The sequence below is a fragment of the Spirosoma migulaei genome, assembly GCF_054776855.1.
Genome location: NZ_BAAHBG010000010.1, coordinates 571504 through 586265 on the forward strand (window position 1 = coordinate 571504; position 14762 = coordinate 586265).

The window sequence follows — 14762 nt, forward strand, 5'->3', positions numbered from 1 at the left end:
CTTTTCCTCAGAGAAATACGTTAAAAACCAATGGTCAAACCCACAAACACCGTTTTGACTTGTGGAAGTGTAAAGAAATCAATACCCTGGGCCGCTGTTGAGCCGTCGAGCGTACTTACTTCAGGATCGGGCCCGGAGTAGCGCGTTAATGTCCAGAGATTAGTGGCCGACGCGTAGATACGGGTATTGGTTAGTTTGAACCGATCAATCCATTTCTTAGGCAGGTTATAACCAATCGAAACGTTCTTCAAGCGCACAAATGAGCCATCTTCCAGAAACCGGCTACTGAGGTAATTGTTGTAGGTATTTTGGTATACATATCGGGGAACATTCGTAATGTCGCCTTCTTTTCGCCAGCGTTTCAGGGCTACTCGCGACTGATTACTCTGTATATCTGCCCCCGTATTGACCAGGTTGCTGGCGTTCGTAAAATTCAGGATGCTATTGCCATACGAAAACTGAAAGAACACGCTCACATCGAATCCCTTCCAGGAAACCTTGTTGGTGAATCCGCCATACAACTTTGGCTGGGCGTTGCCAATCACCTGCCCATCGTCGGACGTAATGCGGCCATCGCCATTCTTATCGTCGTAGATAGCATCGCCGGTGGCGGGGTCAACACCCAGAAATTTCAGCCCCCAGAATGTGCCCAACGGCTGACCGGGCAGAATGACGTTTGTTGCCGTAACTCCATTACCTGAGTAGCCCCGGAAAACGGGCTGATCGGTCGCTAGAGATACGACCTTATTTTCATTATGCGACAGGTTCAGGTCGGTACTCCAGCGAACCGCCTTATTGACATTAACCGTCGAAATCGTTAGCTCCAGTCCTCGGTTTGAAACCGATCCAATGTTACCCTGAACCGTACTGAAACCCGTTGTTTGTGGGATTGGCTGGGCAAATAATAGTTTAGTCGTCAGGTTATCGTAGGCATCAATGGTTACATTCAACCGACCATTATAAAACGAGGCATCCAACCCAACGTTGGCTTCGCGGGTGCGCTCCCATTGCAGGTTTGGATTGGCTAAGGCTGCGGGTCCAACACCCGTTGAGCCACTATAGGTTGTGGAAGCCCAGGTACCCAGGAACTGATAATCACCAATTTGCTCATTCCCCGTAAACCCATAGCTTGTTCTGAGCTTTAAATCGTTTAGAAAATGAAACTGTTCCATAAATGGCTCAGCGGATATGCGCCAGGCAACCGATGCTGATGGAAACGCGCCAAACCGCCGATTCTGTCCAAATCGTGACGACCCATCATAACGAGCCGTTATGGTAGCCAGGTATTTCTGATCATAGTCGTAGCGTACCTCGCCAAATGTCGATACTAAGCCGCTGTTATTTCGATAGGAACTCCCCTGGTCAACAACCCCGGCTGATGTAATATACGTAAAGTCATCACTAGGGAATAAGCGTCCCTGAACACTTCCATTTCGTTCAAATTGTTGTAGCACTTCAAATCCTGCCGTAGTATTAAAATGGTGTTTTTCGGCGAGTTGGAAATTGTAGTTCAAGGTATTGGTATTGATCAGCTTGGACACGTTTGCGCTACTATAAACTCCGTATCCATGGAAACCAACGCTGGACAGGTAGCCCCCAATTGCCGTTGAAGACGGTTCAAACTGGTCTTCGGTTACGTTATTATAATCAACACTAATTTTTGACCGAAAGCGCAGATTTTGCAAAATTTCATAGTCAACATACAGGCCCGCCAGCATCTTAAACGTATAAGTTTCAAAACGAGGCAAAACCGCCTGTCCTACCGGGTTGAAATTTGGAAAACCCTGGTACTCCGTATCACTAGGGCCATATAGTCTACCCTGCTCATTATATGGAGAGTAATACGGTAAGCTTTTAAGCGCACCCGAATAAACGCCATCTAAGAAATTGTCGCCTTTCACGCGCTTATTCTTCACCCGCGACAGGGTCAGATTCATGCCAAACGAAAGCTTAGAGTTTACTTTATGGTCGAATTTAAACTGACCCGTATAGCGAATAAACTGGCTGTTTAGCTGTATGCCTTCTTCATTCCGATAGCTGCCACTCAAATAAAACTGGGTCCGGTCATTGCCGCCCTGCGTTGAAAGCTGATACTGTTTATAAACGCCTTTTCGGAGAATGGCATCGATCCAGTCGGTGTTCTGTCCATCGGTAACGCCCTTAATTAAGCCCAGTTTATCGGGATCCAGCCCGGCGTTGGTAACAGCCTCCCGTTGCAGATCCAGCAATTCAGTGGCATTCAGCAAATCAGGTCGGCGAACAATATCGATTAATCCCTGCTGTACATCAGCCGTAAATTTTGTTTTCTGATTGGCTTTTCCCCGTTTTGTCGTAATCAGCACCACACCATTAGCCGCCCGTGATCCATAGATAGCCTTTGCCGACGCATCTTTAAGTACATCAATCGACTCAATATCATTGGGGTTGAAGAGTGCGAGGGCGTTATCGGACTGGCCGCCAAAATCCCGACCGGTCAGCGCACCATTTTCAACCGGTACACCATCAACAATAAACAAGGGTCGGTTATTGGCCGAGATCGACGTATTACCCCGAATCCGAACCATAAGCCCGCCACCCGGCGTACCCGACGATTGCGAAACCTGCACCCCAGCCGCCTGACCCTGTAGAGCCTGGTCAAAGCTGGCAACCGGAATATCCTTGAATTTATCAGGAGATACCGACGAGATAGAACTGGAGATATCCTTTCGTTGCAGGGTATTATAGCCTGTTACAACTACCTGGGTCAATTCGTTGATTGACTCCTGCATCTGTATATTAATAACCGTGCGATTGCCAACAGTTATTTCCTGGGCTACCAGGCCAATAGACGTCATAAGGAGTACAGCCGTGCTTCCGGGAACGGTGATACTATAATTACCATTGGCATCGGAACTAACACCATTTGTAGTACCCTTAACCTGAATATTTACACCAGGCAAAGGTTGGCCATCCTGAACGGATATCACTCTACCCGTTATACGTATACCCTGGGCCAGCAGATAGCCAGGCAGTACAGTCAGGAGGACTGACCAAATAATAACACTGTAAAATTTTCTCATGTATAGGTTATACTCCAAGTAAAAGCTTTTAGGATTGAGATAATCTTAACGGGAAAACAAGATACTGAACGCTTGCGCAAACTACTATTTTTTCAAACGAAAAATTAGCCCTCATCGTATACATTCAACAGCTGACGAAATTACTCTAGTATAATTATCTACTAATAAACCCACAACGGTAGACTATCAATTCCAATTTCGCTGCTGGCGTTTCCAATAACTCGTTCAGTATCTATACGCCAAATTAGCCTTATCTGATGCAATTACTCAGAACACATTGGCTAAATTAATAGAAACTAGGAGCTAGTCTGGCCTCGAAGAAATCCACGGTTTATTGACGAGCTTCCCGTTGAGCTTTTTCCTGTAGTTCGCGTTAAACCAGGCAATTTCTATTCGATTTTAACAAAAAAAGCCCCCTGCTGGTAACAGAGAGCTTTACTACTGAATTTTATTTCTTGATCACTTTGGATTTTTTACGGGCGCGCTCCCCGAAGCGGGTGCATTATACACTAGTTCATTGTCGGGCACATCCCAGTAATCGAGGAAGTTGTAATTGATAGTGCCATTGGTAGTCACCTTCCCGGTTTTATCCACAATAACGGCACCTTTACGGCCACCTCCTTTTGCGACGTCGTCAATAACACCCCAACGGCGAGCGTCGTAGAAAGATAAGCCCCGAAATGCCAGCCCTACCCGGCGCTCCCGGCGCAGTTCTTCTTTGGCCTGATCGGCGGTTAGGCCTGTACCAGCCACCGCAGCCAGACCAGCCCCCTGCACTTGCCGAACAGCATCAATCAATTTCAGACCATCCTCCAGTTTACCCGTATTGATCAGCGCTTCGGCTTTCATGAGCTCGTTTTCTTCATAGCTACCCGCCAAATACAGCTCGGTAGCCCCTGGATTCCGGTCGCTTAGCGTGATTACCCCGGCTAGTTTCTTGCCACCATCTACTAAGGCCCAGCGGGTATTAAATGCGTTGCCCCGGCTGCTTTCGCCAATCCAGGGTGTAGCCCGTTGCGTGAAGTTATTGGCTAACCGTTGATCGCCTGTTTTGAAATCCTGAATGAGTCGTTCGCTAATTTTATAGGTGGCACCACCCGATGGGTCACCGGTTGCTTTGGCAGCAACGGTTCCGGTTTGCGGAGCCAGGAAATCCCCGTTTTGATTGGAACGCCCGGTGAATACATTGTCAGTCGCCTTAACGCCGTCATTGGTCAGGGTGAGCACCTGATCCCATTGAGCGGCTGTCATCGTCTTAGTTAATGTGTTGACCAGCAGGTTGCGGGCTTTCAGGGTATTAATAGTCCGCTTCCACATATCCGGGGTGGGTACACCCCCTTTCCCTACCTGATTGAAGGTTGGAATCAGTAAGGTCATTACAGCCGTATAATCAGTTGACGTATTCGTTAGCAAAGCAGCCGCTTTATCTAAATTAGCGTTGGCTTCCTCAATCAACTTTTCTTTGGCGACGAAGTTGCCATTGGTGCCATTATCCGCATTGTTGATAACGCCCGCGTAATAAATTGATCCCAGACGCGAGTAGGCAAACCCTTTCCACCAATAAGCCCAGGCCTGAATGGTGGCTTTTTTAACCTTAGCATCACCCGTGAAGGCAACCTGATCGGCCAGCGTCAATACTTTATTCATCTGGCTATTGAGTGAATACATATACCACCATTCATGAAATAGTGGATTTGAGCCTTGATTGGAATTAACGTTGATCTGGCGAATGAGGGCATACTGCGTATTCGGTGCATTCGGATTCACTACTTTGGTACCATCGTCCAGAAGCACGTAATCAGGTGCCCCAATCTGATTCCCAAACTGGTTGGCTGCTTCTTCACCAATCACATCGCCCATTAGTTCGTGGAAACCCATGGCCCCCGACCAGAAATAGCCTGGCACACCGTCGTATAAATCGGTCTTAATCTCTTTAGATCCGTTAATGTAGGCCGCTCCCTGAGCTAAGTTAATAATACCGGTTTCGGTATTAGCGCTGCTCACGGTTGGCTGATTGGGGTTTTTTACGTCCAATTGTTCCTTACAGGACGTTGCAAAACCCAGGAGTAGTGTCGTTACTAAAATATGTATCTTTTTCATCGATAAGTCGTGAAGAGTAGACAGTAGGAAATTAAAGGCCAATGTTAAGCGTAGCCTGATAGGAACGCAGGTTTGGCATGGTGTTATGATCAGTCCCCCGATCCCAGGCAGAGCTACCCGTACCTGAGCTAATTTCAGGATCGAAGCCTGTATACTTCGTGAACGTCAGCAGGTTCCGGCCCGATAACACCAGTTGCGCCCGGCGCAGTACCGGTATATTCACCACTTTACTCAGGTCAAAGCCAATCTGCACATTCCGTAACCGAACAAAAGATGCGTCTTCGTAGAAGTAATCCTTTGTACCATTTGCCTGCCGTTGTGCATATACGCCCCGATAAAATGCCGTCCAGGCACCTGTTTGCCCATCAATGGTAATCGGGTTGGCGTAATCGGCATGAATACCGTCACGATACATCCATTCTTTGGTCTGGTTGTAGATGTGGCTCCCCTGTACCCAATCGAACTGGAAACCAAACGACAGGAAGTTCTTGACTGTAAATTCGTTAATGAACGACATGTTGAAGGTCGGGTTCGGATCACCAAAGCTGTATTTGTTGGCCGAGAAGAACGGCTGTTTGGTTGCTTTGCTCACAACAATACCGTTGCTTGCTACGGTGTACTGCGATTGCTGGTCGGGCGAAATGTAGTAATTACCACTGGGATCTTTCTGATCCAGCGAATGAACCGTTATGTAGCCATACAACTGACCAATTTTTTCACCTGCTTTCAGTACATAGTTTGAACTACCTGCACTGGATAGAACCACCACTTCTGCATTGTTTTTAACGGCCGAAATCTTCGATGTCTGTCGACCAAAATTAGTTGTCAGGTTCCAGGAGAAATCTTTCGTACGCACGATCGTTGCATTCAACGATGCCTGAAAACCATTCGATGCCAGCGAAAAGGCATTGTCTTTAATGGAGTTAATTCCCGCTGATGGAGCCGCACTAACGTCGAAGATGGCGTTATCTGTGGAGCGTTTCCAATAGGTAGCGGACAGGCGCACACTGCTCAACCAGTTGGAGGTTTTTGAGGGCGTCAGGGCCAGATCGGTTCCAATTTCAAGTTCTGAGGATACCTCTACATCCAGTGCTGGGTTAGGCTGGCTGGCTGGGGTATAAAATGAGTTCGTACTGCCCAATGTGGCCGTACTTAGCACCTGATACCGGTCAAATGGTTTCGGCTGGATACCTGCCTGACCATACGCGGCCCGTACTTTCAACTCTGGGAAAAACCCGGCCATTGCACTATTTTCCCAGAATTTCAGCGCCGACACCCGGAAATAAGCATCGCCACGGGGGAAGGTAAACGGCTTGGAACCACTGCCAAAGGCCGATGAGTAGTCGGTACGGAAGCCCCCCGATATACCAGCCAGATCACCATAGTCGATACGCTGATTGACAACATAACCATAGGTAATAAATGGCTCTGTATAATCGCCACCGGCGGGTAAGCCAGCACGTCCAGCTGACGGCGCTTTGACACCCGGAACTCGGAATGTAGACGACTGAGAGGCCGTAAATGGTTCGTATGTCGGCAAACCTAAGGTGTACGTATAAAACTGCTTGAAGTTCCGGTTTCGGTAATCAAACGAGAGCTGTGTAGAGGTCCGAATGGGCAGTTTTGACTTGAAATCATTCTGGAAATCGGTATTGATAAAAGCACTGGCCAGGAAGTTCTGATAGGTAGTTGTCAAGCTATTATTATCAATCTCCCCGGTAGGATCCGTACCGAAATAGTTTTGATAATAATTGTTGTTGAGGGCAATTACATTCCGATTCTTCGACTGGTTGGCATAGGTGGTCCTGATTTCCTGTTTTGAATAGTTAATACCATACTTGGCATCTAAATCCAGGAATTTATTGACCTTATAATTGAGGTTGAAGTTCTGAATTACATCTACCTTGTTGTCTTTGTTATCCGTGTATTTCTGCCAGAAGCTTGGGTTCGAATGGTTTACGCCAACAGCGTCTCCATAATAAATGCCTGGATTACCGTCTGGATCAACCGCCGAGAAGTCAGCAAATGGGCGCGCATTGTTGATGGCATATAGGATAAGCCGGTCATTCGTCTTAATAGTACTGTTGGTATAGACTAACTGCGTTGTGGTTCGGAACGTCAGGCCTTTAGCTAATTGAAGGCCCAGGTTAGACATCAGGTTGCTACGTTGATAGCCCCCATTGTTGATGACGTTACTTTCCTGTTTGTTGTTGGAAGCCGATAGCGCAAAATCAATTTTATCATTCCCCCCCGACAGTGCAATACTGTTATTGTAAGTATTGGATGGCCGGAAGAAGTACGCATAATGATCATAGTACTTCAGATTAGCCGTATAGGGTTTATCAGCCTTGTTGTTCACATCCAGCGGATTATACTGAACATTTTCGCTATAGGTCAGTGTATTTGGGTTCAGTTCAAGCGGCTTACCCGACGTACCGATAACGTTATTGCTGGCATCGACAATGAACCCATTGAACTGCGATTTAGCCACTCCACCTACATTCAGATATTCATTACGGGTGATGCTCGATGACACATCAATGTTCAATTTACCCGACTTGCCTTTTTTGGTAAATACCTGAATAACGCCATTGGCACCCTGAGCACCATACAAGGTAGCTGCAGCCGCCCCTTGCACAACTTCAACGCGCTCAATGGTGTTCGGGTCAATACTACTAAGCAAAGCCGTCGGGTTATTATTGATATTCCCGTTTGAATCGTAGTTGGTTGCGTCGACCTGAACGCCATCAATCAGCAGAATTGGGGCTGTTCCCCGATTAATGGTGTTGATACCGCGTAGTACAATATTTACGGGTGCACCGGGTGTACCGTTACCACTGGATATTTGCGCACCGGCAATTTTTCCAACCAGAGCCTGATCAATAGAAGCAGTTGGGGTTTGCGGCAGGTTCTTTGACGAGATCGCTTCAACCGAAATACCCAACTTTCGCTTATCGGTGGCTACGCCAACCCCTGTTACAACCACTTCAGAAAGCTGACGGTTATCCGCAACCAGTTTCACATTTACTTCAGACTGGTTACCCACAGCAACCTCCTGGCTGGTCACGCCGACAAAGCTGAACACCAGGGTGAGGTTGCCACTACCGGGTGCCGTTATGTCGTAATCACCAGTAGCATTTGTATTGGCTCCTTTTGTTGTCCCTTTTATGACAACCGATACGCCTGGTAACGGTAAACCATCTTCGGCAGATGTTACCTTACCCGTAATTCGCCGTTCCTGCGCCCACGCCGTGGACCAGAGTGAGGATACCAGGAGGATACTCACTAATAGAATTCTACTCATATACGTTTTTTTGTTAGGGTGAAAAATATACTTCCTACAAGCAAAGCTATATAACGGAAAAATACAATACAAGCTTTCCCTATAAAAACAGATGAGTAAACAAAATTCTATTAATCTCGATAAATGCAGAACAATATTTTGGGAAAACTATAAATATAAGTCAACAATAAGGAGGATTTTTACTTTTTTCTAGATTTCAGTATACTATACATTGCCTTTAAGACACTTAAAGTCTAATTTCTAATTAAATTGGAATAGTACAATTAACACCCCAAACCAATAAAGACAGATTTTGGCATAGCTATGTTGCATCTCAGGCGTCAGTTCCGAAAAATTCTTTCAGAAATTACCTAGGAAAGCTGTTTTTTAACGGAGAAAACTTGTAGAAGTAATTCGCAGATCCGTTCGTTAGTTATCAGAAACGGCTGCCTGAAGAAGACCTAATCCACCTTACAATGTGGCTGTCTCATCTTACTACGAATTATAGAGATCGCATGAACGAATTGACATCAATAGGAAAATTGAAGGCCAATCGGCTACCTCGTATGTAGTAATCCAATAGAAACGAACAGATTGGAGTTGGTACTGCTGAGAGTACCCTGCATTGATCGGACACACCTAAAAAGGTGGTTCATTATCATCGGACCATCAGATACCATTGTACTGATGATCTGCTCCTGAGTGGGACTCAGTATGAGGTAAGCGCACTTACCGGTGAAATTTTCGTCATAGCTCTAGTTAAGTTAAGAATGTATTTACCACAAATCTAATTAAAGGCTATTGCTTCGCAAGTAGATTAGCTTACTTTTTCTTGCTAAACGGGTCTCTTGCCTACCTATTGACTAAAGAATAAAAAAAGCGGCTTACCTTAGTAAGGCAAGCCGCTTCAACTAGACGTAACTGATTCGTCTACTAATAGTTAGGATTTTTTGTGACAACACTATTAGCTGTAGGATTCAATACCGATTCATCGGCTGGAACATCCCAATAATCCATGAAGTTATAGTTGATCGTCACGTTTTTATTGATGACAGCACCAGCAGATGTGATAACGGTGTTACCATAGCTTCCACCACCAACTGAGATATCGTAGGTCCATCCCCAACGTCTGTTATCATAGAACGCTAAGCCGCGGTTAAATAGAGCTACTCTTCTTTCTTTCGTCAGCTCCGTTAGTGCGCCAGCCAGCGTAAGTCCAGTACCTGCTGTAGCAGCTACACCGGCTCCCTGATAGGCCCGTACCGCATCCAGAAAGCCTAAACCTGTTTCTATATTGCCCAGACGCATATTGGCCTCAGCCAGCATGAGCGTATTCTCCTCATAGCTACCTGCCATAAACACTTCGTGTGCACCTACATCCTTCGATCCGTAAACATATACACCAGCTAATCCAGTACCGTTTGGCACCATACTATACCGCGTTGTAAACGTATAGTTGTTTTTGTAGGTAGTAGCGGTATTGAAATTGTTTGCAACTCGCTTATCGCCCGCATTAAAAGACTGCATGAATCGCTCACTGATTTTAAAGGTCGAGCTGGTATTCACGTTTGACGTTAACGCAGCAACCGTACCACCCGTAGGAGAGAATGGAGAGTTCGACGCTGTGCTACGTTCGGTGAAAACCTTATCGTCTTTCTTAATCCCATTCGTAGCCAATGTTAATACACTGTTCCAGTCAGCAGCTGTCATTGCCGATGTCGATGACTTGGAGATCGTGGCAGCCGGATTCCCTTTTACAAAAGGAGCCAGTTTATTCACCAGGATATTACGGGCTAGCATGGTATTGATGTTCCGTTTCCACATATCAATGGTAAGAACACCCCCATTGCCTACCTGTGTGAACGAAGGAATCAACTGACCTAAAACCGTCTGATAATCAGCCGTGCTGGTAATGGCCCCTAACGTAGTAGCCGTCAGGTTAAAATACTCATTCGACTTAGCAATGATCGCGTCATGCAACACATAGTTGCCATCCGTTACTCCTGACTTATCATCAATCAGACCCGCATAATACATCGACCCGATAGAAGCATACGCGTACCCCTTCCACCAATAGGCCCAGGCTTTGATTGTATTGGCTTTACTAGCCTTATCACCAGTGAAAGGAATAGTACCTACGAGATCCAATATCTGATTGCAAACGTTATTCAGCGCATACATATTCAGCCACTGGTAGTAAATAGCATTGTTACCCGCCCCGGTTGCTGCACGACTATTATAAGACCGAATAATGCCCACTTGTGGTGCCGGATTGGTCACTTTAGTGCCATCATCCAAAATAATATAGTCAGGTACACCAATGGTTGTAACCTGGTTGTTCGATGCATCGGCCCCAACATTATCCGCCATCAGTTCACTATAGCCCCAGGGCAATGAAAAATAACTATTTCCCAGCCAGCCATCGCCGTTTAAGAAACCGTTGACGTATACACCACCTTGTGCAAACGCAATAAGACCGGTCTCGGTATTTACGTTGGCTGCGGTAGTCGGTGCATTTGGATTACCTACGTCGAGTTGTTCTTTACAGGACACCCCAGCGAGCATAAGGGCCGTAAAACAAACCGTGGAGAAAAATCTATTTTTATTAATGAGTTTCATCTTGGAAGAAATTAAGTTGTAAGTACTAAGTATCCAAGTCGTAAGCGACTATAGGTAAGTAAAATCGCTTACGGCTCCTTATAACTTAAGTGATTAGAATCCGATGTTCAGACCAACCTGGTACGACTTGATGTTCGGCAGCGTACTGTGATCCACCCCTCTGTCGAACGATGAGTTCGAGGAACCCGAGCTAATTTCAGGATCATAACCCGTATACTTCGTGAAGGTCACGAGATTCCGGCCCGTAAAGACGATCTGTGCTTTATTGAGGTAAGGTAATTTGACAACTTTAGCCAGATCAAAAGCCAGCGAAATGTTCCGTAAGCGTACGAACGAAGCATCTTCTACGAAGAAGTCTTTGGTGGCGTTGTTACCAGCTCCTCGTGTGCTACCCCACAGATTGTAATAAGCACTGGACCAGTAAGCGGGGAAGGCACCGGTTTTGCCATCGATGGTTACCTGCTTGCTAAAGTCACCGCTGATACCATCCCGGTACATCCATTCTTTTGTCTGGTTATACAGGTGACTGCCATACACCCAATCGAACTGGAAGTTTAACGTCAGGAAGTTTTTGAAACTGACACCATTGATGAACGACGCGTTAAATTTCGGGTTCGGATTCATCAGCGGGTACGTTTCATCCGTAAACTGAATCTGGTAATCAGATTTTTTTACGACGCGGCCATCAACAATGGTGTAATTGGCCCGATCAGCTTCCTGAATATACTTCGTTTTGCCATCCTGACGGGTAAAATCCAGACTCGTTAATGCCTTGTAGCCATACACCTGACCAATAGGCTGACCGGGTGTTAAAACCAGAGCGGTACTACCTGCATTTGAGGTTAAGATAATGTCGGCACCACCCGAGATGGCATCAATTTTGGAAATTTGATGGCCAAAATTCGTTGTAAAGTCCCAGCGTATGTCTTTTGAACGAAAAACAGGTAGGCTTAACGAGAATTGAACCCCATTCGACGACATGTTAATCGCGTTGGTCAACTGACCTGTAGAACCCAGCGACGGTGGTACGCTCACCGTATAAATTACGTTTTCACTCGAGCGTTTCCAGTACGTAAACGAGCCCGAAAGCGAACTAAACCAAGTGCGGTTCGAATTTCCTCCGATGGTGAAGTCTGTCCCGATTTCCAATTCTTTAGATACCTCTACCTGTAGATTTGGATTTTGGGTAGTTGTTGGAATCGTGTAGACTAAGCCTGAACCTAGGTTCCGCTGGCTCAATACTGGGTAGCGATCAAATGCACCCGGCTGGATACCCGCTTCGCCATAGGCCGCCCGTAACTTGAAATAAGGCAAGGCGTTGGCAAGGCTGCTATTCTTAAAGAACGTCAGTGGAGAAATATGACCATCAAAGTGCGGGAAGGTAAACGGGGTAGACCCTGCACCGAAGGCAGATGACCAGTCAGTCCGGAAACCAGCCGTAATACCACCATAATCACCGAAATCAACCTTCTGATTGACCAAGTAACCGTATGTTATAAAGGGCGTTACAATATCCGTAGCAACTGCCTGCGATGAAGTGGCCGCAACGTTGAACGGTGGGGCTGTACTCAATCCTACACCATAGGTATCATATTGGGTAGCCTTATTCTTCCGATAATCAAACGAGATTTGGGTACTGGTCTGAATAGGCAGTTTAATATGAAAATCATTCTCAAAATCAGTCCGGATATAAGCCGTACCCAGGAAGTTCTGGAATGTACTATTATACTGATAGTTATCTATTTCCCCTTTGTTATCTGGCGCGTTATTGCTGGCATAAGAACCATAGTATTCAGAACTTATATTCTGAGACTGATTGAAGTAGGTTTGCCGGGCAGTTTCATTCCGATAGTTGATACCATATTTAGCATCCAGTTCCACAAATTTGTTGATCTTGTAATCGGCCTGAAAATTTTGAACGATATCTAACTTGTTATCAACAGCATCGGTATACTCAGCCTGATAGTATGGGTTACCAGCATTTACGCTCAAAAAGTCAGCCGTTGGATAAACCGGATATGTTCCATCAGCCAATTTCCGGGTCAGGTCCATAAAAGGAGAAGTGTTCAAGAACCCATATACCTGTCCCACATTACCCCCATTGGCATTCAGGGTTCCAAACGTAGAACCTAGTCCCGGCTTCAGCGTATTTTTTGTATATACCAACTGGGTAGAGGATCGAAGCGTAAATCCCTTGAAGATTTCCGTACCTACGTTGGCCGACAAGTTACTACGATCGACATAACCGTTCTGGTTCGTTAAAATAGGCGAAGTTGTGTGGTTATTAGACGCAGCTATATTGAAGTCGCTTTTTTCTGAAGCACCCGAAATGCTGATATTATTGTTGAATGTGCTACCAGTTTGAAATACCTGCTTAAAGTGATCGTAGTATTTCAGATTTCCACTATAAGGCGTATTGGCGTCATTACGGATATCCTGAATGGCGTAACGCGTTGCGCCACCATACTTATACGAAATACCAGTGATTGCACCGTACTGCGTATAGTCCAGTGCTTTCCCGCTGGCATCTACTATATTACCACTCGCGTCGGTCAGGTAAGGGTGCAGTTCCGCTTTATGAACGTTCCCTGTGTTGAGAAACTCATTGGCGGAGTAGCTGGTTGATACATTAACGGAAGTCCGGCCTTTTTTCCCTTTTTTGGTAAATACCTGAATAACACCATTGGCACCCTGCGCACCGTAAATCGAGGCTGAAGCGGCACCCTGTGCAACCTCTATTCGCTCTACGTTGCTAAGATCGAGTGAGTTAATGTCGGTTGCGGCTACCTGCACACCGTCTACCATGATCAGTGGCTTGGTTCCACCCTGTACGCTGTTAATACCGCGAAGCAGAATGTTAACCGGATCACCGGGATTCCCACTAACGGACGAAATCTGGGCGCCGGGAATTTTACCGACCAAGGCCTGGTCAATCGAAGCCGTCGGCGTTTGAGGAAGATCTTTAGCCGAAACGCTCTCTACTGCAATACCCAGCTTCGCTTTGCTGGTGGCAACCCCACTACCCGTTACAACAACCTCTGTAAGCAAACGGGAATCGGATACCAGGCTTACGTTTACTTCCGACTCATTGCCGAGTTTGATCTCCTGAGTGGTAACGCCTACGAAACTGAATACTAACGTGGTGCCTTTTGCGGGTACTGAGATGTCATAAATACCCGCTCCATCTGTTGATGTACCCTTTGAGCTACCTTTCACTACAACTGAAACACCTGGCAAAGGAGATCCATCTTCTGCGGACGTTACTTTACCAATCACCCTCCGTTCCTGTGCCCACGCGGTGGACCAGACAGAGCTTACCAGAAGAAAGCTCATTAATAGAATTCTACTCATCTACGTTTCTAGTTAGGTCAAGAAAAAAATGCAACTACAACAAATGTAATAGCAAAATGAAGCAATACAAATTTTCCCTAATCAAATGAAACAGCCAACATAAATCTGAATTTGACTACACAGACAAAATATTATTCCGAATACAATTTTTTCATTACTTAGTTATAAATACTATATATACGTACCTACAGACATTAAAAATATAACTTTACGTAGATGCTGACTTAGTAAACAGCGACTATTTTTTGTATAATGCTCATTTTGAGGGTAAATTCATCGTTTACCAAAAAGTAAGTAATGGTTTTTTAGCTAGTAAATGGGTCAGCTAGGGCCTAATCAAGCCTTAGCTG

General features: G+C 45.8%; 5 protein-coding genes. All 5 read right to left on the reverse strand.

What is annotated here, in order from left to right:
* Positions 1 to 20: 20 nt before the first annotated feature.
* The 5 genes from ACYVGO_RS12950 to ACYVGO_RS12970 all read right to left on the reverse strand — a co-directional run bounded on the left by ACYVGO_RS12950 (position 21) and on the right by ACYVGO_RS12970 (position 14412).
* The gene (locus ACYVGO_RS12950; RefSeq protein WP_460969625.1) at positions 21 to 3059 is read right to left on the reverse strand and encodes a SusC/RagA family TonB-linked outer membrane protein; all 3039 of its coding nucleotides are present in this window, start codon (positions 3057 to 3059) and stop codon (positions 21 to 23) included.
* Between the two features lie 459 nt (positions 3060 to 3518).
* The gene (locus ACYVGO_RS12955) at positions 3519 to 5159 is read right to left on the reverse strand and encodes a RagB/SusD family nutrient uptake outer membrane protein (RefSeq protein WP_460969626.1); all 1641 of its coding nucleotides are present in this window, start codon (positions 5157 to 5159) and stop codon (positions 3519 to 3521) included.
* A gap of 31 nt (positions 5160 to 5190) precedes the next feature.
* Positions 5191 to 8463: a SusC/RagA family TonB-linked outer membrane protein gene (locus tag ACYVGO_RS12960; protein WP_460969627.1), complete on the reverse strand. Its 3273-nt coding sequence runs from the start codon at positions 8461 to 8463 to the stop codon at positions 5191 to 5193.
* Between the two features lie 912 nt (positions 8464 to 9375).
* Entirely contained in the window at positions 9376 to 11061 is a 1686-nt protein-coding gene (locus ACYVGO_RS12965) for a RagB/SusD family nutrient uptake outer membrane protein (protein ID WP_142771163.1), read from the reverse strand.
* A 93-nt stretch (positions 11062 to 11154) separates the two neighbouring features.
* Entirely contained in the window at positions 11155 to 14412 is a 3258-nt protein-coding gene (locus ACYVGO_RS12970; protein WP_460969628.1) for a SusC/RagA family TonB-linked outer membrane protein, read from the reverse strand.
* Positions 14413 to 14762: the final 350 nt, after the last annotated feature.

Bases quoted from the DNA above. Each gene is read 5' to 3' on its own strand.
- ACYVGO_RS12950 (WP_460969625.1), bottom strand. From the start codon at position 3,059: ATGAGAAAATTTTACAGTGTTATTATTTGGTCAGTCCTCCTGACTGTA.
- ACYVGO_RS12955 (WP_460969626.1), bottom strand. From the start codon at position 5,159: ATGAAAAAGATACATATTTTAGTAACGACACTACTCCTGGGTTTTGCA.
- ACYVGO_RS12960 (WP_460969627.1), bottom strand. From the start codon at position 8,463: ATGAGTAGAATTCTATTAGTGAGTATCCTCCTGGTATCCTCACTCTGG.
- ACYVGO_RS12965 (WP_142771163.1), bottom strand. From the start codon at position 11,061: ATGAAACTCATTAATAAAAATAGATTTTTCTCCACGGTTTGTTTTACG.
- ACYVGO_RS12970 (WP_460969628.1), bottom strand. From the start codon at position 14,412: ATGAGTAGAATTCTATTAATGAGCTTTCTTCTGGTAAGCTCTGTCTGG.